Here is a 24,646-nt window from a genome sequence, read left to right as displayed (position 1 = left end):
ATTAGTCTCCGTTCTCAGTACCTTTAGAATGCGTCAGTGTAAGTGTTGCTTGTTCCGTCTTAGAGGGAGTATTTAAAATAGGGGTTACTTCTTTGCCATCTAAATGATTATCTGGCCACGTTAGTGACACTAACTCACCTTCTTCTAACCCACTACTAATGTAGGCATAATCAAGATCAGTACGCGCAACCACAACTTTGCGCATTTGAGTTAAACCATTGCTATCAACCAATATCACATGATCATTCCTCACCACGTGACGTTGTAACTTAACGGCATTATTAATCGGCCTTGCTGCAACATTTGCGGTAACAAACGTCCCAAATTTTAAAACATCAGCACGTTGCGAACTTGGGTGTTGTAATTGATAAGGATCAAACACATCAACAATGAGATAAACCATTCGACTTTGTTGATCGATAATCCCTTCAGTACCAATAAAGTCAGCTTGCCAATGTTGATAAGGTTGGCCAAGGCGCTCTGAGGCTAATATAACGCGAGTATTGAGTGAGTTTGTGTCGAGGAATGAAAAAGCTTGTGGTGTCACAGGAAGGCGGATTCTAGCGACATCTGTACCAAATATGCGCCCAAGTTGCTCGCCAACATTGACATGAGTGCCAATATTAACCGCTTTCTCTGTAATTAAACCATCAAAGGGCGCAATAATAGTTGTACGAGCAACGTTACGTTGGGCACGTGCTAATGCTGCTTGTGCAAATTTAACATTCGCTTGTTCTTGTTTTCGTTGTGGAATGCGTAATCCTAACGCTGATTGCTTAGCGACAGCGACATGACGTAAATTCTTTTTTGCTACGATCCCATGGGCGATTTCTTGTTCAAGTTTCGCTTTTGCTTGGGCTAACGTTGCCTGTGCCTGAGCAAGATCAGCATGGTAATCATCATCGTCTAAATACGCTAACACTTGCCCTTTTCGTACAAATTGTCCAACCGCAAAAGCAGGATCTAAACAGTTAACAATGCCACTTACTTGCGCAACTAACTCTGCTTGATGCTTAGGTTTAACCATTCCATAAGAGTTAATATTAAAACGCAATTGCTGCTTTTTTACTTGCATCACATCAAGTACTGGCACAATCTTTTCAATCATTTTCTGCTGAGGTTGAGGCCTATTTAATAATAACCCTGCCGACACCCCTGCAAACAGCAATAAAATCACTACCGGTAAATAGCGTCTTATAATGACACCCATGCTATCCAATCCCTTACTAGCAAACCAAAACACACTATTGCTTTAATTTGAGTGTAGAGCATCTATGCATCGCGTGTTGTTTAGATGTGCAATTAAGTGATCAATGCAGAATAACACCGACAGTGATAAATAAAGAAAAGTACCTAAATCTTAAACTAAGACCGAAAGCTTATAATAAATAACACTAACGTTTAAGCAACTGGCCAATAGTCGGAAATTTATTACCATAAATTTTATGTAATAACACCATACATAACTCCCCACACGCGATAGCATCAAACAAGGCATTATGGGCTTGATACTCAGGTAAGCCTAATTTATGCCGCGCACTGCCTAAACGCGCATCTTGGTGTGAGATTTGATTATTATATAAAGATTGATACAGCGGTAACGTGTCTAGCCACAATAGTGGGCAATCATTCAATTGATATTTATGCTGTAGATACGCACTGATAAAGCCTTGTTCCATAAAACAACCGTGAGCAATACCTATTTTTCCCGTCAAAGCCACCAACAATCGCATCATCACCTCATCAAGTGGCTGTCCTTGTAATAATTGCGCATGATCAATATGATTGATCACCACACTATCAGGTTTAATTGTTGCACTTGAATTAATTAATTCACTGACACTGGTGCTCAGATCAATCGCATTACTCTGCATAGCAACATAGCCTACCGATAAAATGTCATCTTGCTGAGCATCAAAGCCCGTAGTTTCAAAATCAATCGCTAACAATGGCCATTGGTTTATCACTGTCGATAGTTGCGGTAATGGTGCGCGAAACAATGCTTGAATAAAATCAGGCAAGTCAGGCCGCTGTTGTAACAGCGTTATTCGTCGCTGTTCCAAATCACCTAACGGGTTTCCCAATAAGCGCTGCCACCATAAACACCACTGAGATCGGCTAAAAATATGATTATTCTTCATGCTTAACAAAACTTCATTTTGATGACTTCTTGATAGCTGGTAATCAACTTAAACGTTTCCCGTAGATGGGTGCGTTCAAAACTGTTAAATGCATTCGGGTTAATATGATTATTAGGTATTTTACCTTGTTGTAATGCTTGCAGTTGATGGCTATAACGAATCTGACTAATAAATTGAAATGCTGCTAATAAATCCTTGAACGTCGCCTTATTTATGACATTGTGTTCAAACAATGCCTGTAATCTTTCTTCGGTATTGGTTTTATAAACGACACTTTTCTCTGCGCTGTATAATTGGGATAACAACTGTAAATATTGCACACGCACTAAATTCACAATAATACTTAATGCAGCATCTTTAATATCAAGTGTATTGGCATTTTCGCCTTCTTTTACTAATACCCAATTTCTAAAAATACTCAGCGGGGTTTTCTGTACTAGTGCATTACGAGCCAAGGCTGAGATTAAACGTGCATTACGAACCAATTGTTTACACATACACGCCTGTAACTCATCAACCAACTGTTGCTTGCCTGTGATATAGCGCATATCAAGAAAGACACTCATTTCTAGTAATAAATCATATTCAGGGTTTACTGCCCATTTTTGATAATGCGCTTTCCATACCGCGAGAGGTTGACACCATTTATGCGTCACGGCCATGAACCGACCACTGCAAAGCTCATACCCACACAACGCCATTCCCTTACTGACATACATCGCTAAATGATGGAAATAGGCTTTATCTGCATCAGTCGCGTCGTTTGCTAAAATCAACGCATTATCTTGATCAGACAACATATGAACTTCATTACGGGCGTGAGAACCGGCAACTACCCAACAGTATTCACAAGGCGCGGCCCCTAAATATGCCTCTGCCATCATCACTAACCGACGATTATAAGCATCCATGATCATTGCCATAACCTGACCAATAACACTGACAGTCACTTTCGCTTCAACCAAGGCTTCAAAAATAGCCTGTCGCTCAATAGTAAGCTTCGCTAGTTGATCAAGACGTTCTATTTTATTAATTTTATCGATTAAAAAGATCGCTTGAATACGGTGGTTTTGAACTAAATCAGAAGGGGTAATTAATCCGATTGGAACGCCATTATCTAACACTGGAATATTCTTTATACCGTGTTGCATCATCAGCGATGCCGCCGTAATGACCAAATCGTCGCGTTTAACACTGTAAGGCGTCTGCGTCATAACAGTAGCAATGTTCTCGGTAATAGCGATACCTTCAGCAACGACGCGCTTCGTCATGTCTTTATCTGTAATCAAGCCAATAAATTTATTATTCTGCATAATAAAAGCACAAGATGAATTCGTGCTCACATGCATCGCTTTAGCAACCGCTTGAATAGTTTGAGTACTTTCAACCAAAACAATATGAGGATTAAACACGTCCATAATAGGTTTAAAAAACAACCCTTTTTCATGTTGTGACCACACAACATTTAATCCACTGCGAAGACGACTTTGTGCATGTGAAGCAAAATGCGCTAAAGCATTCGGCTGATCATTTAATTTGGCTAATAATGCATTAATAGACAAACAATAAATTAGGGCATCTTCAATAACCGTAATGGTATAAGGATCACTAGCGGTATTGGTCTCTTGCTGAGTTAATCGAGAAAAACCAAAAAAATCTTCCGCTGCTAATTTTGCTCGTAACGTACCATCAAGATTGCGTTGTTCAACAGCACCCGTTCGCAATAAATACAGTTGATCACTTTCTTGTAAATCAATCACCTCTCCTTTACCAAAATAACGAATAGTAATCATTCCCGCGACATCACGTAATGTTTTAAGGTTTAGCTTATCAAACGGATCAACCGTCCCCATAAACTCAATAATATTAGGAATCAAGGTTTCAGACATATCAATAATTACTCGTGTCATTTAACTGTTATTTTGTAATCGTTACCATCAATGACAAAATAAGTGTCGTACCCATTAATGATATTAAAAAGATAGCGAAACTAATGATTCGCTATCTTTATTTAACATGATGCTAATGTTATTACCAGAACACAGAATAAAGCACAGCAAGAATAATTAAAATGGCATAAGCACCAAGATTAAACATCTTATCTGTTTTAAACATATCAGGATCTAAATCAATCGCCTTATCGTCTAATGCTGATGTTGCAGCACCCAAACTTACCAGTACTATCACCGCCATAGTAAACAATAAGGTATACATCATCTGATCAAGGAATGGCATATTCAAAGGCATAAACTTCAAGAATAAAGCAAATGGAATCGATAATAACACCCCAACAATTGCTCCTTTGCTGTTCGTTTTATGCCAGAATAAACCTAATAAGAAAACCGCTAAGATACCAGGGCTAACTAAACCAGTGTATTCTTGAATATACTGAAACGCTTGTCCGATACCACCTAACATTGGGGCAACAATACATGCAATAACCAAGGCAACAATTGCGCTACCACGACCAACATTCACTAACTGGCTATCACTCGAATTAGGTGAAATATATTCTTTATAAATATCCATCGTGAAAATGGTTGCGGTTGAGTTCAGCATTGACGCAAGTGATGACACTATCGCTGCGGCAAGCGCGGCAAAAACCATGCCTTTTAGACCAATCGGTAAAAATTGCGTCAACCATGGATAAGCTTTATCTGCATGTGCAAAACTAGGAATATTTGTTTGACCAATATCACCTAAACCGGCAAGTAAAGCACTGTCATGAGTAATAACGTAAGCTGCAATACCAGGAATAACAACCAAGAAAGGTACAATCAATTTTAAAAATGCTGCAAAAACAATGCCTTTTTGAGCTTCACCAATTGATTTAGCTGCCAAAGTACGCTGAATAATATATTGATTAAACCCCCAGTAATAAAGGTTCGCAACCCATAAACCACCAATTAATACCGCGATTCCAGGTAAGTTCATGTATTGTGGGTTATCTTGATCAAGGATCATCGTAAAATGTTCAGGTGCTGCTGCGGCCATACGAGATAAACCACCAAATAACCCATCAGCGCCACCAATATACAATACCGCCATTACTGTTGTAATTAAGCCACCGACAATAAGGAAGAACACTTGAATAACATCAGTCCATACGACTGCGGATAAACCACCATAAATAGAGTAAACCAATGCAAAAAGAGCCAATCCTAAAATAGAGTAAATCAGAGGAATACCAAGAATAGTTTGTAGTGCTAACCCGCCTAAATACAATACTGAAGTTAAATTTACAAACACATACAGTGCAATCCAGAACACCGCTAAAATAGTCTTCAAGTTTTTATTAAAGCGTTGTTCAACAAATTCAGGAATGGTGTAAATACCTTTATTAATAAAGACGGGTAAAAAATATTTACCGACAATAATTAACGTCAATGCCGCCATCCACTCATAAGAAGCAATAGCGAGTCCAATCGAATAGCCAGAACCTGACATTCCAATAAATTGTTCTGCTGAAATATTTGCGGCAATCAGTGATGAACCCACCGCCCACCATGGCAAAGATTTACCCGCTAAAAAATAATCTTCCGTGGTTTTTGTGTGTCCTTTTTTATTACGAGAAACGAATAACCCGACCCCAATAATAATTAAAACATATATAACAAAGACTGCTATATCTATGCTTGATAACCCTAAGTAAGACGACATGATGTAACTCCATGATAAATACTGCAACCAATTGTAAACGTTATCACGCTATAAATAATGCGAATGGTCACAGTTTTGATCTCTACTATTTACTGATAATCGATAGTGTGTCGTAGTTCTCAGTCACCATTAAAAACCGATATTTCCTCTATTTAATAGCCCACAATGTGATAAGTAAAACAGAAAATTAACACCATTTCATTTAGGTGAATTATTGCTTTATTAGGTCTTGAAAATACATTTTTCGCCCTTATGTATATAAAAGTAACAACAAAAATACGGCTAAATGCTGTTAGATTATCAATGAATAACCCATGGTAATAAAACAGAGTACAATTTTTAGTGTTGATAGTTTTTTAAAATCAGAAAGTTAGTAGAAATTACAATAAAACATTAGAAAAACTAATTAAAAACTGTTGACGGAAACTCACCGGAAGCATATATTAATTACAAGAACTGCCAAATGGAGTTCAAACTGCTACTAAGATTCGCCTTATTAGGGAATGCCTTATTAGCACTTTATATATCGAATCAAGATCCTATAACGGACTGGTTCACTTAGTTTGCTGTTAAGTCGCCTTGTCGATAACGACACACTTAACAAACAACTAAGACTATTGCTTATTATTGAGGATAGTTTTTATGCGTAATGTAGATTTCACTCCCCTATACCGCCATGCTATTGGTTTTGATCGCTTGTTTAACCTTGTTGAAGCAAGCAACACTAAAACCCAAGCTGCGGGATACCCTCCGTACAATATCGAACAAACGGATGAGAACAACTACCGTATTACTATGGCAGTTGCTGGTTTCTCTGAAGAGCGTTTAGATCTTACTCAAAACGAGAATATGCTTGTTGTAACTGGTACTCGTGCACCAGAAGAAGACAAGAACTTTATTTACCAGGGTATTGCTGAACGTAACTTTGAACGTAAATTCCAACTTGCTGATTATGTAAGTGTTGTTGGTGCTAATCTTGAAAATGGTCTACTACATATTGATCTTTTCCGTGAAGTACCAGAAGCAATGCAACCACGTAAAATTGCAATTGGTCAATCAGCATCAATAGCACCAACTGCCGAGTAAGCCTCATCAGTTGTAAGTGCTCCTCTCGTAATAATAACGTTGAGCTATTGGCTTTATTCGTCATGCATTATTAATGCGGGTCGCTAATAGCTCCGTAAATATTCACCCTATTATGGGTAACTTAAAAATTTAGCTGGATTGATTATTGTTATTCCCAAGGATCACATGAACCATTTTCATGGACCTTAACGGCATACTTATAACTCGCCGTTCGAATAAGAAAAAATAATCAATATAGCGCACAAAGGAATTATAAATATGAGTAAGATTATCGGTATTGACTTAGGTACAACTAACTCTTGTGTTGCTGTTTTAGATGGCGATACTGCACGTGTTATTGAAAATGCAGAAGGCGAACGTACCACCGCATCAATCATTGCCTACACTGATGGAGAAACCTTAGTCGGCCAACCCGCAAAACGTCAGGCAGTAACTAACCCTGAGAATACGTTATTTGCGATTAAACGTTTAATCGGTCGTCGTTTTGAAGATGATGAAATTCAACGTGATCTTGATATTATGCCTTACAAAATTGTAAAAGCAGATAATGGCGACGCATGGGTTGAAGCGAAAGGCCAAAAGATGGCGGCACCACAAGTTTCTGCTGAAATTTTGAAAAAAATGAAAAAGACAGCAGAAGAATACTTAGGTGAAAAAGTAACAGGGGCTGTCATTACCGTTCCGGCTTACTTTAACGATGCTCAACGTCAAGCAACAAAAGATGCAGGCCGTATTGCAGGTCTGGATGTTAAGCGTATTATCAATGAACCAACAGCGGCAGCATTAGCGTATGGTCTTGATAAAAAAGCCGGTGACAGTGTTATTGCTGTTTACGACTTAGGTGGTGGTACGTTTGATATTTCTATTATTGAAATTGATAACGTTGATGGCGAGCAAACGTTTGAAGTATTAGCAACCAATGGTGATACTCATCTTGGTGGTGAAGACTTTGATACCCGCCTAATTAACTACCTAGTAAGTGAATTTAAGAAAGACCAAGGTATCGATCTTAAAAATGATCCATTAGCGATGCAACGTGTAAAAGAAGCGGCGGAAAAAGCGAAGATTGAATTATCATCAGCACAACAAACAGATGTTAATTTACCTTATGTCACAGCCGATGCAACAGGTCCTAAACACTTGAATGTTAAGATCACACGTGCAAAATTGGAATCACTGGTTGAAGACCTAGTACAAGGTACACTAGACCCTGTAAAATCAGCATTAAAAGATGCAAACTTAAATATAAATGACATTACTGATGTGATTTTAGTGGGTGGTCAAACGCGGATGCCATTGGTACAAAAAGTTGTTACTGACTTCTTTGGTAAAGAGCCGCGTAAAGACGTTAACCCAGATGAAGCTGTTGCTATGGGCGCAGCCATTCAGGCTGGTGTGTTAGCAGGTGATGTTAAAGATGTGCTATTGCTTGATGTAACACCACTATCCTTTGGTATTGAAACCATGGGTGGTGTGATGACAACCTTGATCGATAAGAACACCACAATTCCGACAAAAGCGAATCAAGTGTTCTCGACTGCTGAAGATAATCAAAATGCAGTAACGATCCATGTTCTTCAAGGCGAGCGTAAACAAGTGGTACATAATAAATCATTAGGTCAGTTTAACCTTGAAGGTATTCAAGCTGCACCACGCGGCATGCCACAAATTGATGTAACATTTGATTTAGATGCGGATGGCATTTTAAACGTATCAGCCACAGACAAAGCAACAGGTAAAGCACAAAAGATCACGATTCAAGCATCTGGTGGTTTAACCGACGCTGAAATTGAAAAGATGGTACAAGAAGCAGAAGCAAACAAAGACGCAGACAAACAGTTTGAAGAGTTAGTGACTGCACGTAACCAAGCGGATCAATTGATTCACAGCACACGTAAGCAGATGACTGAAGCGGGAGATAGCTTCCCTGAAGCAGAAAAAACCAACATTGAAGCCGCTATCACAGCACTTGAGGCCGTGAAATCTAGCGATGATAAAGCAGCGATAGATACACAAACTCAAGCGTTAATGACAGCAGCACAAAAAATAATGGAACATGCTCAGGCTCAAACCCAAGCAAATCCTCAAGGACAATCTGACGCTAACCAACAAAATGCGAAAGATGATGACGTTGTAGATGCTGAGTTTGAAGAAATGAAGTAAATGTTAATGTTGCGACATCGATAAGTTGCTAAATCAATAATCGACAGCACATAGCAAAAACTTCACAAAAACTATGGGCGTAGAGATCTTTATCTCTCGCCCTTTTCGACGATTACAATAAAGAGAATCCTATTAGGCTAACTATCTGTGCCTTTTTAGATCATTAACTGTTTAAGTATGATGCTGTTTTTCGTTATCATATGTGTTAACTACATGATTTAGAATGTTCCAGATAGTTGTCCCGATAGGGATAAGAGGTGTTACCAATGTCAAAACGCGATTTTTATGAAGTTCTTGGTGTCGCCAAAACTGCATCTGAAAAAGAAATTAAGAAAGCTTATAAAAAGCTAGCAATGAAGTTCCACCCAGATAAAAACCCTGATGATCCAACAGCTGCTGATAAATTCAAAGAAGTAAAAGCCGCTTATGAGATTCTAATGGATAAAGAAAAACGTACTGCTTACGATCAATTTGGTCATAATGCGTTTGAAAATCCAGGGATGGGTGGCGGTCAACAAGGTGGTTACAGCGACTTTGAAGACATGTTTGGCGGTGCTTTCGGTGATATGTTCTCCAATGCACGTGGTGGTCGAGGCGGCTTCGGTGGTCGTCATTCAACTCGTCCTCAAAAAGGTGAAGATCTTCAATACACCATGGAAATCGATCTTGAAGATGCTATCAGTGGCGCATCACGTGTTATCGATCTTCCTGTATTTGAAGGTAGCGTTCAAACCAATAAAAAGCTGAACATCAAAATACCAGCGGGTATCGAGGAAGGCGGCCGTATTCGATTAAGTGGCAAAGGTCACCCTGGTATTAACGGTGGCCCTCAAGGGGATGTTTATATTCAGATGAATATTCGCCCTCACCCACGCTACACTCGTGAGGGAAATAACCTACTTTGTAAAGCAACCACTGATTTTGTTACCGCAGCCTTAGGCGGTAAAGTGGAAGTCAATACATTAGGTGGCGCAATCAGTTTGAAAATACCTGAAGGTACGCAAACTGGCCGTAAATTCCGTCTAAAAGGTAAAGGTGTTACCGATCGTAAAGGCAACACAGGTGATTTAATCGTTCAACTTATCATTGAAACACCACTCAACCTTAGTGAGCGTCAAAAAGAATTACTGAATGAGTTTGCAGCAGCTTAACCTGCACTAAACTAGAACCAGTTTATAATGAAGCCAATATCAGCGAATATTCTTATTCCTTGCTATTGGCTTTTTTGCATTCAATTTAGATTAAAAGTAGGAAGACTCTATGCTGAAAAAAATAATTACTACCAGCTTATTAGTGATTACGGGCATCAGCTTTACCACTTCTTGTGTATTTGCCGCTAACATCACTGACATTAATAACGCAGTGGAGAATAGTCGTCATTTACTTGAAGGTGAAACATTTACCTTAGATCAACCTTGCCGCTTCTTTAATGATTACAGCTATAAACTTTACCATTGCCAAGCGATGATTGCCCCGCTGGCACTGGTCAATGACAAAACATTAGCGGCAACAAAAGAAACTGATACCCTATTACACCGTCAAATTTCATTTGTACGCAAAGAAGGTGGATTTGCGATATTTAGATTACTGCCACTTACGACGCATCCAGTAATAGAAGAAAATGATGACGATAGTAGCTATACACCATCTGCTGCGGCAAAAAAGCAGTTATCTATTTTAGGTTTTAAAGGCGAACACAAAGAAAAAAAATGAGCGAATTATCACTCATTTAAAATACGCAGCCTATTATTTGCTGCGTATTTTATGGTGGTCTAAAATATGAAATCAGAATATTGTTCAGTCTTTATTCTGCATTTGCTTTTTAAGACGCGCTAAGTTGATTGGGTTTGAGCGAACAGTAAAAGTAATATGCTCATACTCATACTCTTCTTTGGTCACACTCATGCTTGAGCGAATTTCACCAATAATTCCGTTGGCAGTGTATGGCACGATGATCTCATCTTCAATCATCTCATCTTGTGCAATATTAACGATATATTGATGTAGTTTAGTAATATCCGCCGGATTACGGGTTGATGTCATCACTGCATCAGGGAACTCAGCCATTAATGCTTGTTGTTGTTCTATACTCAATTGGTCAGATTTATTTAACACCAATTGCTTAGGAATATCATCCACACCCACTTCGTGTAGCACTTCATGTACAACATCAAGCTGCGAACGGAAAGAAGGATCTGATGCATCAACCACATATAACAATAAAGAAGCATCATGTGCTTCTGCCAATGTTGAATGGAATGACGCGACTAAATCATGCGGAAGTTTTTTAATAAACCCAACCGTATCAGACACTAAAATACGTGGTTGAGTTATAGGTTGTAATGCTCGCACCGTAGTATCAAGAGTCGCAAACAATTTGTTTTCAACCAACACCTCACTGCCCGTTAGTGCACGCATCATTGATGACTTACCAGCATTGGTATAACCCACTAACGCGACACAGAACAATTCTGAACGTTGAGCACGACGACCTTTAAGTTCATCTTGCACACTAGCAAGTTCACGTCTTAACTCTGCTAGTTGGTCACGAATTTTACGACGATCAAGTTCAAGTGTGGTTTCACCTGCCCCCTTACCCATTTGACGTTCTTTATTACCACTAGTTGACTCACGTAAACGCGGCGCTAAATAGTTAAGGCGTGCAATTTCAACTTGTAGTCGTGCAGTACGAGTACGCGCATGACGACTAAAGATTTCAATAATAATACCGGTACGATCAAATACCTCGACACCTAGTTGATTTTCAACATTGCGCAATTGTGATGGACTTAAATCACAATCAAATACCACCACATCAGCACTACCAAAAGGTAAATCTTCAGACGGTAGTTCACTAAAAAGCATCTCATCGACAATGTCATCATCGTCAAAATCATCCACAAAACCTTGGTTACCTGTAAGATGTGCTATTTCGGCCATCTTGCCAGAACCCAATACATTCATACGTTGAGTTGAACTGAGTTTTTGTGACTGCGTTCCAACGACTTTAAAACCAAGGGTGGTAACAAGACGAGCTAATTCAGCCAGTGATGCTTTGGCTTCATCACCCTTAAACTGCGGTGTTTGGATTGAAATAAGTAAAGCACGATTTTGTGAGGCTTTTGCTGTTAATTGCATAATTTTCTATACGTGCACATACGCGCACCCTATTTTTATATTTGTTTCATCCTACGCTGTTATTAATCAGCTTTATATAAAAATAGACTATCGTTTAGGTTATCACTTAACCATCTTCACCTTTTTTCCCTCTTTTCGAAGATAACGCTGAGTATTAGCTCCACATAACCATCATTGTTTAATCCTCTACATTATTAATAACCTACAAAGACCAAATTGCACGATGTTTTATTGAGTGTTACACTAGAACGAAATCACTTGGCTACAAATTGATAACAACAAAAAACACCAGGATAACCATGAGTCAATTTGCTTTATTGAAACAACAATATTTTCTCCCCTTTTTTATCACTCAAGCATTAAGTGCATTTAACGATAATTTATATAAGAACTTTATACTATTAATTATCGTATTTTCTACTGTTTATAGCCAAACACAATGTATTGTATTAATTAACCTTACCGCAGCCTTATTTATTTTACCCTATTTATTATTCTCACCAATTGGTGGTCAATTAGCTGATAAATATGAAAAATCAAAATTAATTAAATACTTAAAACTAATTGAGATTGGCATTATGATCGCAGGAGCCATCGCAATTTATCGGCAATCAATTCCCGCACTGTTAATAGTATTATTTCTTATGGGGACGCAATCAGCTTTTTTTGGCCCCGCAAAATTTTCTATTATACCACAGCATTTATCGTCAAAATCCTTACTCGCCGGCAATGCATTAGTCGAAATGGGAACATTTCTTGCAATCTTAGGAGGGACATTAATAGCCGGCTATATCTTTAACCATAAATATTGTTCTATTATTGCCGCCATACTTGTGATTGTAGTTGCTATTTCGGGCTTTATTAGCAGTTTATTAATCCCAAAAGCTACAGCTAATAACCCCCATTTAACTATTAATTGGAACCCTTTAACACAAATCATACATACAGTGCGTATCACAAAACAAAACCGTACTATATATTTATCGATCTTAGCCATTAGTTGGTTCTGGTTTGTCGGGTCAATATATATTACACAACTACCTAATTTTTCCAGATTATTTATTAATAATAACCCTCAATACGTAACTTTATTGCTGACATTATTTTCAATCGGCATTGCTCTTGGGGCATTAGCAAGTGAAACTTTATCCGACAATCATATAGAAGTAGGGATCATTCCTCTTGCGGCATTGGGTATGAGTCTATTTGGGATTGATTTTTATTTTTCCAGCCAACATATTGTCACTCATAATCAAATAACAATGATGGAATTTATAAGTAGCAATAAACACATGCTACTAGATTTAATGCTATTAAGTATGTCGAGCAGTCTTTTTGTTATACCACTAAATGCGTTAATTCAACAACGCAGCAATGTTAGTTATCGTGCTCAAATTATTGCAGGAAATTATGTCTTTAATACTTTATCAATAGTTCTAAGTGCCATATTTTCTACTATAATGTTGACAATCTTTAACACCTCTATTTCAATATTATTATTAATTGTCTCTATTATAAATATAGTCATTACTCTTTATATTTTCATTCAAGTCAAAGAGTTTGTATTATGGTTTATAATACGAATATTTATTCGAATGCTATATCGAATAAGACCAGTTGGATTAGACAATATTCCTAAAACTGGTCCTGCTGTATTGATTTGTAATCATGTAAGTTTTATTGATGTACTCCTAATTAGTGCAGCAACACGCCGACCAATACGTTTTTTAATCGATGAGAAAATAGCTAATTTCCCACTTGTAAAATACTTATTCAAGTGGGGAAAAACAATCCCAATATACACACAAAAAATATCACTAAAAACTTATCGTAATACATTTAATCAAATAGAAAAAACACTACTTGATGGCCATCTTGTCTGTATATTTCCAGAAGGTAAAATTTCTCGTACTGGAAAATTAAATAACTTTAAACGAGGTATTGAAATAATCATTACTCGTACACAAGTTCCTGTAGTACCAATGGCAATAAATGGTTTATGGGATTCAAATTTCAGTTATCATAAAAAATGTAGCCTTATAACTGCAATAAAATATTTTAGATTACCGTTAGAAATAGTAGCAACTACTCCAATATCACCCAAAGAAGCAACAGCCTTAAAATTACAGCAAGTTATGCAACAACTTATGACGTATAAATAGTAGAAAACCCTCTATTAATATTGATAGAGGGTTTTACATAGTTTTATTTACAATATGGTTACTGGATAATTTATTTCGTCGCAATCGCCGTAGCTGTTGATCCTACTGCTTTTTCTGGAGTTACCACATGCGCATTTAATTTTGGTTGTGTGGGCGCGGTAATTCCTGCTTGCTGAAATTGCTGCTGCATAGCTAACATTTGCTGTTGTTGCTGATGCATTAACTTTGCCATATTCGCTTGCATGGTATTAAAATCACTTGGGCTACCCATAGTATTCCAAGAATTTGCAAATGCTTGGTTCATTTCAAGCTGTTGCTTCTGCATCGCCTCAAGAAAATGCTTATCTACTTTTTGGTTATGGTTGTTATTACCTTGAAATTGCACAATTTCATAATGGAATGGACCTTGTGGTGTTTGTAATACCCCTCTAGTCACACTCTTCTCACCATCTTTGGTTTTGATTGTATTAGTGGTTTGATCAGGCAAAACCTTAGTATTCGCTTTTGCTATCATTTGACGATCAACACTTTGAATCCACCCTGTATTACCATTAGTTGTATCACCTACTTTTTCCCAACCATTATTTTGATAAATGGTAATTAATGGTATCTCAGACTTTATGGTTTCAACCACCGGAGAAGTAATACTTGGGTTTTCATATACTTTAATCGTTTGAATGCTGGTGTCAGCCCATGCAGCAGTACTTAGACAAGTAATGGCTACAATACCTGTGATTGCCATCGCTAAACGTTTCATATCAACCTCTCATGCATATTTACATAACTTAAAATCAAATTAAAAACTGTGGCTATAAATAAGCAGATTCGATATCTATTATATTAAGCGTTAAAGATGAATCCAAAATGAACAATAGTGTTTTTATGTCATAATTAATAAGCTAAAAATGCAATTTAACTAATTAAAAATCAATTATTTCCTTATATTTTTTATCTAATCTTTATACTATTAATTAATTATTAATAAAATTTAAATGACTATTCTGCCGTTACCTATAACGACAGAATGTATATTCAATCTTGTTTAATAATAATTTCATAAGGGTAATGCTTTTCTTGCTCATTGATATCATATTCAGATGTACCTTGACCTAAATCGCCAATGGGTGCTTCAATGGCAACATCAATACTCACGCCAAATTCATGATCGCGCGCTTTAAATACATCAAAAATCTTTTTTCTACCACAGTTAACCGCGTAAGATCTTTACCTTCAAGCGTTAGTATTTTATCTAATAGTTTTTTATCTTCAGGTAACATAATAACCAACCTTTGTTATTTAAATATAATCTCTACACTATATTTAAATATGACACGCCATTAAGGTTAATATACTAGCCTCTTCTATTATAAAACATGAGCAATAAAATTTCATTTGTGAACCTTTTATTTATTCAAGTTGGCGTTAACTCCGCTGGTTATAAGTTGCCGTAACCATTGATGACTAGGATCTAAATCAAAATGTTTATTCCATAATAACAGATAGCCACCTGGCTCTAATTCTATAGGAATAGGACGAATGATCAATTCGGTATTTTTAATCATCGCAAGTGCGGGTCCAGAGGGATAACACATAAATAAATCACTTTGTTCGCAGAGTTTTACTGCTGCATAAAAATCCGTCATATTTACCGCATTATCGAGTTGCTTATTCTCAAGTGCTAAAATTTCATCAAGTAGCCACCGCTTTAACCCGCCAATGCTAACTTGTAGATGACGGTATTTTAAGAAGGCATCTAAATTCCAAGGCTCACTCAACGCCGGATGTCCTTTGCGCATTAAACACACCGGATAATCACGTGCTAGCTCAATATAATTTAATGATGAGGGTACATTACGATAATGACTGGATGAACGTTCATCCCACTCAAAAATACCAATTCCAAAATCAATTTCACAACGAAGTAAGCGCTGCAAACTATCATCATTCCATGTTTGACTGGTTAGACTAATATCAGGGGCTTGCTGTAACATCTGCGGCATAAATCGAGGGTATGCTAATGAGTATGCCGTTTCGACTAAATCAATATGAAATTGACGCTGACTAAGTGCTGGATCAAATAGCTCTGCACGTGTTAGCTGATTAATTTGTTGTAAAATGTCATAAACAGAATCAGACAACGAGAGCGCTTTCGGTGTTGGCCGTAAGCCATAAGGTGTTCGTTCAAATAAAGGATCTGCAAACGTTTGACGTAATTTAGCAAGCTGTTTACTTACTGCTGATTGACTAAGGTGGAGTCGTGCTGCGGTAGCTGTAACACTTTGTTCTTCCAACAATACGTTTAATATACGTAACAAGTTTATATCAAAGTTCTTCATTAACTGCGCCCTTACCAACAACCAAAATCAATAGCCTAAATCAATCAGCCACTATCATGTTGGCTGTACTCGACTGCACAAATGTTGGTGCGCAGCATCTGAAATATCATTACCCCAAGCTTGACGTTGTAATTGTTGCGCGGCGACTAAGGTTGAACCAGAACCAAAAAAAGGATCTGCGACAATATCACCAATAACTGAACTTTGTTCAATCAATATTTTAATCAATGGCACTGGTTTTTCTGTCGGATAACCACGATAAACGCGCTTACATTCAAGTACGTCAGGAATAGACAGATTAGCCAATTTACGCTTACCTTTTTCAAAGAAAAGAATAAATTCATAACGAGCTCGATAATGATATCCCATTCCTATTGCGACTTTATCCCACACGATTGGTTTCCAAAACTTAAACCCAACTTGCTCTGCAATGGGCTTGATATAAAACATGGTTTCTTGGTCACAAAAAAGATAGAAATGGCTATTAGGCTTTAAAACACGATAGGCGTGTTCTAATAGCATTTGAAATCGTTGATTAGGGAAGATATCAAACCACTGGTTACTTGACGATTTACTGTTTTTTAGTCGTGTGGTTGTACCAATTTTACGATGCTTTTCTAACGACTCATACGGAGGATCAGTGATCAAAAGATCGATACTATTATCGGCTAATGAAGACAGCCACTCGACGGCATCTTGTTGATATAATTGCATTGAGAAACCCACACTAAACATAAAAAAACAATAACGCCTACCCATAATTGAATAGACGTTAATTTCGTTAGGTGTTGTAGCAAAAATCACACCATATAGATAGCAACAAACTTCTAAACACCAGTAATTTTACTCAACTGTATTATTTACCATCATTGTGAGTTTTCTTGCTTCACGTTGGCAAAGTGGCGTTAAACGGGTCATATTATTTGTTATGAAGTTATCAACAAAAACCGTATCAACGTCACGATAAGCATTCAATACTTGTCCCATCGCTTGTTGTACTAACTGTGACTTATCTGCCGCCAAGAATAAAATTGTCTCACTGAGAAGCGTAATATTTGTTTGTTGTTTATGATGTAAATGCGCTAATACTGACGCCCTTTTTAGCCAAACACTGTCAGACTCACGCCATTGAATAAGGTAACGTTCTAAATCTTTGTCTTGCAGTATCACCTTACCTATTAGGTTAGTCACAAGGCGATCTAATATATCAACATTATCAGCGGTTTCTAACATTTCAAGATACACATCAAAAGAAGCGAGCGTTTGATATTCAGGATAGTACTCACCAGCATCTAATGCTAAATAGCGCTCTTCTCGATAGACCCCCGACCATAACCACAATAATAAGCGGTGATAGTTTTCAAGATTATCAATACTGGTATGCGCAATCGCTAATTGAAATATTTTATGACGCTTTTCTAGGCTAACACCATAAAAGAGTTGCCGACTATTAAGATCATACTGCATTTTTTTTGCAACAAGTGTACTGCCTTCAGCCACTAAATGTTGCTGCATAAAGATAACCATTGGTATAACTAATGACATAGCCGTTCCTCTTTGTTATCTCTCATTACTGCTGAGCATTAAGGCATGTAATGGTTAATAACTTTATTATAATCAATATTGTTATGTTTTTTGATTGATAAAACCAAGTACTCCGACTTTTTCATATTGCGACCTAAATCTCAAATCTTTTCTAACAATTTCAAGCAATTTACACATATAAATACAAATAACAATCAAACTCATTCAATTTTGTAGTATAAGTTTGCATCTATCCCAGTTCAAAACAATAACCATTCTCATTATTATTCATAAAAATCATTCGCTGTGGGTCTCATTATGAGAACTAAACTAAAATTTCTTACACTTTGTGCTGCTACTTTTTGGTCATTAAACTCTTTTGCAGCCACTTATCCGGTTACCGTTACTGATGTGGCTGGGCGTACTATTACCTTTGACCATCAACCACAAAATATTGCCCTCTCAACTAGCCGTATTTTTCCTTTACTTGAAATTATTTATCAACAAGATGCAGCCAAACACCTTGTTGCTGCACGCGATGATATGCAGTTTTCCGCCCCCAGTATGTATGCTAACTACATCAAACAATATCCTGCACTCAAGCATGTACCTAAAATTGGGCTTATAAAATCAGGGGAATTTGATGCTGAGCGGTTCATTAATTTAAAACCAAAACCTGATTTATTTATCGTTGATTTATCTAATATTAAATTAGCGCAAGACAACGGTTTATTAAAAAAATTAAACGCAGCGGGCATTAAAGTTATCGCGGTTGATTTTCGTGAAAATCCAATTGAGAACACTGTAAAATCGGTTGAAACGGTAGCGAAAGCCGTCGGTCGAGAAGCTCAAGGACAAGCATTTGCTGACTATTACCTTGATCATATTGCCGATCTTAAACAAACCCTTGCCCAATACCCTAACTTGAAGCCCAAGCGGGTCTTTATTGAGCGAGCGGCCGGTTACAGCGATTCCTGTTGTCGCACATTTGCAGGCGGTAATATGGGGGCTTATATTCCGTTCTTAAAAGCGATTAATATTGCAGATAAACCACTGAAAGGCGCGGTAACAGGGCAAATGTCACCAGAAACAGTGATCACAGCTCAACCTGAGGTTTATATTATGCAAACCACAGGTTGGGTTAATGATAAAGGTCAACCAACACATGGTATACCATTAGGTTATAATCCTAATCCTGCCGCAATCAAAACAACCACATCAGCATTAATGGATCGTGATTGGCTACAAGCTGTCAGTGCTTATCAAACCAAAGATATCTATTCAATTTATATGCCGTTTTATAATTCACCGTATAACTTAGTTGCCATGGAATACTTTGCTAAATGGATTCATCCCAACGTATTTAAAAATCTACATCCAGAGAAAACCTTTGAAGAAATGAATAAGCAATTTGGTCATCGCACAATTAGTGGTGATTTTGGTCAGAATAACTTTAAGGCTATGCAGTAATGACCTCAATCCTACTTGAGTTAAACGCACATAACATTCGTAACCGTAACAAAAAAGTGGCCTTAGCTGTTTTTTTTGTACTCAGTATTATTTGTGTTATTGCTGATATTTTCATTGGCTCACAAGGACTAAGTTTTGCTCAAGTGATCCATGCATTGATCCATCCTCAAACCAGTGATATTGCCAGTAAAATTATTGTCTGGGATATTCGAATGCCCATGGCGTTAATGGCACCATTAATCGGTGGTGCTTTAGCCTTAGCTGGCGCACAAATGCAAACCACATTGAACAACCCCCTTGCCGATCCCTATACTTTTGGCGTTTCAGCCGCAGCGGGGTTTGGGGCATCATTAGTGATCACGAACGCTATTGCGATTCCCTTCATTCCACCACAATATCAAATAGCGTTAATGGCATTTATTATGTGCTTATTAACCACCTTTTTAATTGCCGCTATTTCATCAGTAAAACGAATTTCAATTGAAGGCGTAATGCTATTTGGTATTGCATTAATGTTTGCCTACGACAGTTTACTGACCATGATGCAATACGTTGCCAGTGAAACCCAATTACAAACATTAGTGTTTTGGCAAATGGGATCACTTGATCGCGGCAGTTGGGCCAAAATTACCGTACTTGCGATCGTATTACCGATTGTATTGGTCATCATGATGAAAGATGCTTGGCAATTATCCACCCTTAAAATTGGTCATGAACGTGCTCAAGCAATGGGAGTAAACGTTAAACGCTTACGTATCAAAACGCTATTATTAGTCTCTGTCATCACATCGCTAGCGGTTTCATTTGTGGGAGCTGTTGGTTTTGTTGGGCTGGTTGCTCCTCATATTGCCCGTATGGTATTAGGTGAAGATCAACGTTACTTCCTACCCGCCTCCTTCCTTGTTGGCGCCGTATTGCTTGAGCTTGCTTCTATTGCCAGTAAAAGCATTATGCCCGGTATTATTTTGCCATTAACCGTCGTGATGTCGATCATCGGTATTCCTTTCTTTATTTATCTGATCATTAAAAAAGGGGGACGTTTTTAATGGCACTTGCAATTAATGATATTTCAGTCGCATTTGACGATAACGTAATCTTAGATAACTTATCCCTACCCGCCATTGCCTTAGGCGAAATGGTGGCGATTATCGGTAAAAATGGTGCTGGTAAATCAACCTTACTGCGACATATTACCCAAAATCTACGTCAACATTCACATCAAATATTACTGCATGGAAAGCCGTTAACATTAGAGAATATTGGCTACTTACCTCAAGATCATCGTATTTCAGCCACCATTACGGTAGTTGAATTACTGATCACTACCTTAAATATGGGATCACACTCTTTATTTGCTAAAGTGGATAGTGCCGAAAAAAGCTTACAACTATTAAAGCAAATGGGAATTTTACATTTAGCCAATAAGGTTTGTACTGAATTATCTGGCGGTGAAAGCCAAATGGTAGGGCTTGCACAGGCTGTTATTAACCAACCTAAAGTACTGATACTTGATGAGCCAACTTCTGCTCTTGATATGCATAACCAAATGAAGCTTCTTGATTTTGTGAGAAAATACAGTCAAGAAAGCCAAGCCTGTGTATTAATGGTTATTCATGACCTTAATTTGGCCATTCAATATTCAACCAAAGTGGCCGCGTTGCACCAAGGAAAATTGTTTGCTTATGGCGATCCAATAACGACGATTACACCATCTTTAATTTGGTCGGTATTTGATGTCGATTCACACGTTGCCATTATCGATGAGCGGCCGATTGTCGTTGTTAAATCATCAAATAGATCACAGTGAGCCATTTTATTACGCCTCAGTATCCTGAGGCGTAATCGTACGTACTAATTAGCTATCACCCAAACAAATTAACCATGGGTTTCCATCACAATTTTCTTCGCCAAAGACATCGCTAGATTATTATCATAATAAGCGGCTTCATTGATAAAATGAGGATAAGCCTCGTAATCACCTTGCCAATTCACTTCAGTGCCATCAAACAAAGTAAAGATTGGATCACCATTACTTAGCGGTTTAAAATCATTATCTTGCACTAAGCGATGTACCATGCCGATACGCTGTCCTTGCTCATCTACAGGCAATGATACCGTTTCATGGTAACGGAAGGCTTCATAGCTTGGAATTAACGATAAGAGTTCACCAGTATTATGTAAATGCACGAAATCAAGAATATGGGTTGCCATCTCATCCATCCAATCAAGAATATCCTGACGGATCACAGATTGCGGCTGCGGCCCAACTTCAACAATAACGCCCTGTGGTGCAATAGAACTAAGGAAATGGTTTTGTTCAACGGGAGTATGATCTTCAAATACCACCACCGCATCAGGCATCTGCATTTTAACGTATGCCCCCATCTGACGATTAAAGCTATCAGATTGCAGTAGAATTAAAGAAGGCCCCATATTACTGGTGGTATTGTGTAAATCGATAATAAAATCAATGCGAGCATCACCTTTAGGACCAATCTGTTGATTGATCGCTTTGGCGCGACTCTGTTCATAGCTTGCTAGATCATTATTGGCTAAGTCGACCAAATTAAATTGACGATTTAAATCATGGTCAATATAACGTTTATTATCATCGTGCGCTTTAGGGTTCGCAAATACGGTTTCAACACTAAAACTATCACGGATTAATGCTGTTGATTGCTGCCATTTACGTAATAAGTAAATACCACTAAATTCATTGCCATGCGTACCACCAACAATCGCCACCTTTTTTATTATACTCATCCTTGTGTCCTAATATATTCACTGATAAGTCTCAGTGTACTGACTTTAATCACTTTGGGAAGTCTATTTATTAGACAAAAAAGTGATTATATATCGCTAAATCGGACGAGTTTGCGCCAATTTTAAATAGGAATGAAGTTGATCATTTTTATATTCGATAGCGGAATGAATATTAATATAGCGATTGGCGTATACAGCACAGCGATAGCAGTTATCACCTTTAATGATGTCGATCTCGATAACACCATCAACTAATTGCCACCGTCCTTGAGTATGTAGACGATTAAACAGCGTATATTCATCTAAAGTACCATCAGCATGTAACCGTAATTCAGTGATATAGCCAGCACTACAAGTCTTAATCCAATATTGTTGATAAATTTCATCGCGTTGAAAATTACGCTTAGTCTCTAACCATAGGTTCATCACAGGTTGTTGTTCAACCCCCAATACAGGTAATTGATCAATATCAAGTAAGCGTACGCGCTCAGTTTCACGATAAAATAATTGTAATAGTTGCAACGTCTTTTTTTCAAACATCCTTGTTCACCAAATCAGTAGCGCATGTGTTGATCAATAAGCTCTTCTCTTACTGACCTTGAATAGAATTCGATTTTAATAGATAGCGACAATGACGCCTAAAAAGTCGTATGATAATGCAGTCAATATCACATTAAATATTTCATTAAACGAACAGCAACAACCTTACCGATTCTTTCTTATTTACATTTGTACTTTGCCGCGCAATTGCTTAGTCTGACCCCGTTGATTTTTCTTATCCATTCTTCGAACTTGAGAGCCTTTAGTTGGCTTTGTTGCTCGGCGCGCTTTTTGAACCGTCATTACACTTTGAATTAACTGTTTTAAACGCAATAAGGCTTCTTCTCGGTTCATTTCTTGAGTACGATGTTGTTGACTTTTTAAGACAATGACACCATCTTTAGTTATCCGATTGTCTGATAATTTTAGTAATCGTTCTTTATAAAATTCAGGCAAAGATGAGCGCTTGATATCAAACCGTAAATGAATAGCACTTGATACTTTATTAACGTTTTGTCCACCCGCCCCTTGAGCACGTATCGCCGTTAATTCAATCTCCCAATCCCCTAAACTCACAGCATTAGAAATCACTAGCATCGATATTTACCTCTTTATAACGCTGGTTTTATGTCGACCAATACTACCACACTCACTACGCTTATAAGTATCACCCCAAACTCTCAACGCCCTAAGCCAATGACTGGATATAAAAATGCCTGATCTATTGATAATAGATCAGGCATTTATTATGTAAATAAAACCCCAATATTGTACTTATAAATAACAACTAGTATTGTGAGTTAACAACAACCTCTTCACCATAGATACCATTTTTAGCAATAGGACGGTTAGTTGAGTTAGCTGGGCGCATAACACGAATACCCACAGCACCAGCATCACGAGCGGCTGTGATATCACCATCAGAGTCACCGTAATATACTTTAATATTTTCAGCTTTTATATAAGGTGTTTTAGTATTGGTTGTTTTACTAGAGCCTGCAAAAATAACTTTATTCATATGCTTAATACCAAACACATCTTTTAAATATTGTGTAGTAATTTCACATTTTGATGGATCGCGACCAGTAATAAAGTAAATAGAATCACCACGCTTTTGGTGCATATCAATTAGCTCTTGACCAATTTGTTTTGGCATACTGAACTTTTCCCACTCACAATTCATTTTATCCCAGAATTTTTGATCTTTTAAATAGCTAAAACTGTTTGGAGAAAAGACTTGTTTGCCACGATAAAAACCTGGAGAGCTAAATAATACAGTATCATCAACATCAAAACCTACCGCCATTGGTGGCTTGCCTTTTAATTGCTGAGCAATTTGATCCACTGTTACCCACTTAACACTTTTAGGTTGGCCCATTTGTGTTAATTGAATAGTGCTATATCCTGTTTCAGTTGCAGGTACTTTTGGCTCAGCCATTACAGAACTAGAAACAAGACTCAAAGCAAGTAAAGAAGAAATAGTAATCGCAGTAAATGTCTTTTTCATTTTAGAATCAATAATCAAAGAAATTGAATAGATAATCTAACGATTCATACTTATATATAAAGTGATAGCTATCACATTATGGAACTTATATTTCATATGAAATATAAGTTCCATAAAAAGTAAACGCAAAAAAAAGCATATAACAACATTGATGAA

General features: G+C 37.5%; 21 protein-coding genes. 8 read left to right on the top strand and 13 right to left on the bottom strand.

Annotated elements, in window-relative coordinates; all coding sequences use genetic code 11:
* Position 1: 1 nt before the first annotated feature.
* The 4 genes from Q0V26_RS03780 to Q0V26_RS03765 all read right to left on the bottom strand — a co-directional run bounded on the left by Q0V26_RS03780 (position 2) and on the right by Q0V26_RS03765 (position 5,801).
* On the bottom strand, positions 2 to 1,210 hold the full coding sequence (locus tag Q0V26_RS03780) for an efflux RND transporter periplasmic adaptor subunit (RefSeq protein ID WP_297478205.1): 1,209 nt from the start codon (positions 1,208 to 1,210) through the stop codon (positions 2 to 4).
* A gap of 184 nt (positions 1,211 to 1,394) precedes the next feature.
* Positions 1,395 to 2,141 (bottom strand): 3'-5' exonuclease, encoded by a 747-nt coding sequence (locus Q0V26_RS03775; RefSeq protein WP_297478203.1) that lies wholly within the window; start codon positions 2,139 to 2,141, stop codon positions 1,395 to 1,397.
* 2 nt (positions 2,142 to 2,143) lie between these two features.
* Positions 2,144 to 4,051: a DUF294 nucleotidyltransferase-like domain-containing protein gene (locus Q0V26_RS03770; protein WP_297478201.1), complete on the bottom strand. Its 1,908-nt coding sequence runs from the start codon at positions 4,049 to 4,051 to the stop codon at positions 2,144 to 2,146.
* A 121-nt stretch (positions 4,052 to 4,172) separates the two neighbouring features.
* Positions 4,173 to 5,801: a sodium/sugar symporter gene (locus Q0V26_RS03765; protein ID WP_297478198.1), complete on the bottom strand. Its 1,629-nt coding sequence runs from the start codon at positions 5,799 to 5,801 to the stop codon at positions 4,173 to 4,175.
* A gap of 642 nt (positions 5,802 to 6,443) precedes the next feature.
* Here Q0V26_RS03765 and Q0V26_RS03760 point away from each other — a divergent pair.
* The 4 genes from Q0V26_RS03760 (at position 6,444) to Q0V26_RS03745 (ending at position 10,763) form a co-directional block, all read left to right on the top strand.
* A complete protein-coding gene (locus Q0V26_RS03760) occupies positions 6,444 to 6,887 on the top strand; it encodes an Hsp20 family protein (protein WP_297478196.1) in 444 nt (147 codons plus the stop codon).
* 258 nt (positions 6,888 to 7,145) lie between these two features.
* Entirely contained in the window at positions 7,146 to 9,050 is a 1,905-nt protein-coding gene (gene dnaK, locus Q0V26_RS03755) for a molecular chaperone DnaK (protein WP_297478195.1), read from the top strand.
* A gap of 266 nt (positions 9,051 to 9,316) precedes the next feature.
* Positions 9,317 to 10,201 carry a DnaJ C-terminal domain-containing protein gene (locus Q0V26_RS03750; protein ID WP_297478193.1) on the top strand — a complete coding sequence of 295 codons (885 nt, stop codon included), beginning with the start codon at positions 9,317 to 9,319 and terminating at the stop codon, positions 10,199 to 10,201.
* A gap of 109 nt (positions 10,202 to 10,310) precedes the next feature.
* Positions 10,311 to 10,763, top strand: a complete 453-nt coding sequence (locus tag Q0V26_RS03745; RefSeq protein ID WP_297478191.1) for a hypothetical protein — start codon at positions 10,311 to 10,313, stop codon at positions 10,761 to 10,763.
* Between the two features lie 84 nt (positions 10,764 to 10,847).
* Here the strand turns inward: Q0V26_RS03745 and hflX are convergent, their stop codons facing one another.
* Positions 10,848 to 12,188 (bottom strand): GTPase HflX, encoded by a 1,341-nt coding sequence (hflX, locus tag Q0V26_RS03740; RefSeq protein ID WP_297478190.1) that lies wholly within the window; start codon positions 12,186 to 12,188, stop codon positions 10,848 to 10,850.
* Between the two features lie 299 nt (positions 12,189 to 12,487).
* Here hflX and Q0V26_RS03735 point away from each other — a divergent pair, with 299 nt between their 5' ends.
* Positions 12,488 to 14,350 carry an MFS transporter gene (locus Q0V26_RS03735; protein ID WP_297478189.1) on the top strand — a complete coding sequence of 621 codons (1,863 nt, stop codon included), beginning with the start codon at positions 12,488 to 12,490 and terminating at the stop codon, positions 14,348 to 14,350.
* 70 nt (positions 14,351 to 14,420) lie between these two features.
* Here Q0V26_RS03735 and Q0V26_RS03730 read toward each other — a convergent pair whose 3' ends face one another.
* The 4 genes from Q0V26_RS03730 to Q0V26_RS03715 all read right to left on the bottom strand — a co-directional run bounded on the left by Q0V26_RS03730 (position 14,421) and on the right by Q0V26_RS03715 (position 18,231).
* Positions 14,421 to 15,107: an SH3 domain-containing protein gene (locus Q0V26_RS03730; RefSeq protein ID WP_297478187.1), complete on the bottom strand. Its 687-nt coding sequence runs from the start codon at positions 15,105 to 15,107 to the stop codon at positions 14,421 to 14,423.
* A 646-nt stretch (positions 15,108 to 15,753) separates the two neighbouring features.
* Entirely contained in the window at positions 15,754 to 16,686 is a 933-nt protein-coding gene (locus tag Q0V26_RS03725; protein WP_297478184.1) for a LysR substrate-binding domain-containing protein, read from the bottom strand.
* A gap of 54 nt (positions 16,687 to 16,740) precedes the next feature.
* Positions 16,741 to 17,400 carry a site-specific DNA-methyltransferase gene (locus tag Q0V26_RS03720; RefSeq protein ID WP_297478182.1) on the bottom strand — a complete coding sequence of 220 codons (660 nt, stop codon included), beginning with the start codon at positions 17,398 to 17,400 and terminating at the stop codon, positions 16,741 to 16,743.
* A gap of 129 nt (positions 17,401 to 17,529) precedes the next feature.
* Positions 17,530 to 18,231 (bottom strand): DNA alkylation repair protein, encoded by a 702-nt coding sequence (locus Q0V26_RS03715; protein ID WP_297478180.1) that lies wholly within the window; start codon positions 18,229 to 18,231, stop codon positions 17,530 to 17,532.
* 297 nt (positions 18,232 to 18,528) lie between these two features.
* Here Q0V26_RS03715 and Q0V26_RS03710 point away from each other — a divergent pair, with 297 nt between their 5' ends.
* From Q0V26_RS03710 to Q0V26_RS03700, 3 genes are read left to right on the top strand one after another with little or no spacing between them, the layout of a single operon-like run.
* The gene (locus Q0V26_RS03710; protein ID WP_297478178.1) at positions 18,529 to 19,680 is read left to right on the top strand and encodes an ABC transporter substrate-binding protein; all 1,152 of its coding nucleotides are present in this window, start codon (positions 18,529 to 18,531) and stop codon (positions 19,678 to 19,680) included.
* Positions 19,680 to 20,726 (top strand): iron ABC transporter permease, encoded by a 1,047-nt coding sequence (locus tag Q0V26_RS03705; protein WP_297478176.1) that lies wholly within the window; start codon positions 19,680 to 19,682, stop codon positions 20,724 to 20,726. Before Q0V26_RS03710 ends, Q0V26_RS03705 begins: the two co-directional genes overlap by 1 nt.
* Positions 20,726 to 21,487 (top strand): ABC transporter ATP-binding protein, encoded by a 762-nt coding sequence (locus Q0V26_RS03700; protein WP_297478174.1) that lies wholly within the window; start codon positions 20,726 to 20,728, stop codon positions 21,485 to 21,487. Before Q0V26_RS03705 ends, Q0V26_RS03700 begins: the two co-directional genes overlap by 1 nt.
* Before the next feature lie 68 nt (positions 21,488 to 21,555).
* Here the strand turns inward: Q0V26_RS03700 and Q0V26_RS03695 are convergent, their stop codons facing one another.
* From Q0V26_RS03695 to aphA, 4 genes are all read right to left on the bottom strand, one after another.
* Positions 21,556 to 22,443 (bottom strand): aspartoacylase, encoded by an 888-nt coding sequence (locus Q0V26_RS03695; protein WP_297478172.1) that lies wholly within the window; start codon positions 22,441 to 22,443, stop codon positions 21,556 to 21,558.
* Positions 22,444 to 22,539: 96 nt separating this feature from the next.
* The gene (locus Q0V26_RS03690; protein ID WP_297478170.1) at positions 22,540 to 22,983 is read right to left on the bottom strand and encodes a hypothetical protein; all 444 of its coding nucleotides are present in this window, start codon (positions 22,981 to 22,983) and stop codon (positions 22,540 to 22,542) included.
* A gap of 183 nt (positions 22,984 to 23,166) precedes the next feature.
* A complete protein-coding gene (gene arfB / locus Q0V26_RS03685; RefSeq protein WP_297478168.1) occupies positions 23,167 to 23,580 on the bottom strand; it encodes an alternative ribosome rescue aminoacyl-tRNA hydrolase ArfB in 414 nt (137 codons plus the stop codon).
* Between the two features lie 190 nt (positions 23,581 to 23,770).
* Positions 23,771 to 24,490 (bottom strand): acid phosphatase AphA, encoded by a 720-nt coding sequence (gene aphA, locus Q0V26_RS03680; protein WP_297478165.1) that lies wholly within the window; start codon positions 24,488 to 24,490, stop codon positions 23,771 to 23,773.
* Between the last annotated feature and the right edge of the window lie 156 nt (positions 24,491 to 24,646).

The organism is uncultured Photobacterium sp. (genome assembly GCF_947039875.1).
Taxonomy (GTDB): Bacteria; Pseudomonadota; Gammaproteobacteria; order Enterobacterales; family Vibrionaceae; genus Photobacterium.
Note: the sequence above shows the minus strand (reverse complement) of the source record. Positions and strands in the feature narration are given on the sequence as shown.

Bases quoted from the DNA above. Each gene is read 5' to 3' on its own strand.
- Q0V26_RS03780 (WP_297478205.1), bottom strand. From the start codon at position 1,210: ATGGGTGTCATTATAAGACGCTATTTACCGGTAGTGATTTTATTGCTG.
- Q0V26_RS03775 (WP_297478203.1), bottom strand. From the start codon at position 2,141: ATGAAGAATAATCATATTTTTAGCCGATCTCAGTGGTGTTTATGGTGG.
- Q0V26_RS03770 (WP_297478201.1), bottom strand. From the start codon at position 4,051: ATGACACGAGTAATTATTGATATGTCTGAAACCTTGATTCCTAATATT.
- Q0V26_RS03765 (WP_297478198.1), bottom strand. From the start codon at position 5,801: ATGTCGTCTTACTTAGGGTTATCAAGCATAGATATAGCAGTCTTTGTT.
- Q0V26_RS03760 (WP_297478196.1), top strand. From the start codon at position 6,444: ATGCGTAATGTAGATTTCACTCCCCTATACCGCCATGCTATTGGTTTT.
- dnaK (WP_297478195.1), top strand. From the start codon at position 7,146: ATGAGTAAGATTATCGGTATTGACTTAGGTACAACTAACTCTTGTGTT.
- Q0V26_RS03750 (WP_297478193.1), top strand. From the start codon at position 9,317: ATGTCAAAACGCGATTTTTATGAAGTTCTTGGTGTCGCCAAAACTGCA.
- Q0V26_RS03745 (WP_297478191.1), top strand. From the start codon at position 10,311: ATGCTGAAAAAAATAATTACTACCAGCTTATTAGTGATTACGGGCATC.
- hflX (WP_297478190.1), bottom strand. From the start codon at position 12,188: ATGCAATTAACAGCAAAAGCCTCACAAAATCGTGCTTTACTTATTTCA.
- Q0V26_RS03735 (WP_297478189.1), top strand. From the start codon at position 12,488: ATGAGTCAATTTGCTTTATTGAAACAACAATATTTTCTCCCCTTTTTT.
- Q0V26_RS03730 (WP_297478187.1), bottom strand. From the start codon at position 15,107: ATGAAACGTTTAGCGATGGCAATCACAGGTATTGTAGCCATTACTTGT.
- Q0V26_RS03725 (WP_297478184.1), bottom strand. From the start codon at position 16,686: ATGAAGAACTTTGATATAAACTTGTTACGTATATTAAACGTATTGTTG.
- Q0V26_RS03720 (WP_297478182.1), bottom strand. From the start codon at position 17,400: ATGCAATTATATCAACAAGATGCCGTCGAGTGGCTGTCTTCATTAGCC.
- Q0V26_RS03715 (WP_297478180.1), bottom strand. From the start codon at position 18,231: ATGTCATTAGTTATACCAATGGTTATCTTTATGCAGCAACATTTAGTG.
- Q0V26_RS03710 (WP_297478178.1), top strand. From the start codon at position 18,529: ATGAGAACTAAACTAAAATTTCTTACACTTTGTGCTGCTACTTTTTGG.
- Q0V26_RS03705 (WP_297478176.1), top strand. From the start codon at position 19,680: ATGACCTCAATCCTACTTGAGTTAAACGCACATAACATTCGTAACCGT.
- Q0V26_RS03700 (WP_297478174.1), top strand. From the start codon at position 20,726: ATGGCACTTGCAATTAATGATATTTCAGTCGCATTTGACGATAACGTA.
- Q0V26_RS03695 (WP_297478172.1), bottom strand. From the start codon at position 22,443: ATGAGTATAATAAAAAAGGTGGCGATTGTTGGTGGTACGCATGGCAAT.
- Q0V26_RS03690 (WP_297478170.1), bottom strand. From the start codon at position 22,983: ATGTTTGAAAAAAAGACGTTGCAACTATTACAATTATTTTATCGTGAA.
- arfB (WP_297478168.1), bottom strand. From the start codon at position 23,580: ATGCTAGTGATTTCTAATGCTGTGAGTTTAGGGGATTGGGAGATTGAA.
- aphA (WP_297478165.1), bottom strand. From the start codon at position 24,490: ATGAAAAAGACATTTACTGCGATTACTATTTCTTCTTTACTTGCTTTG.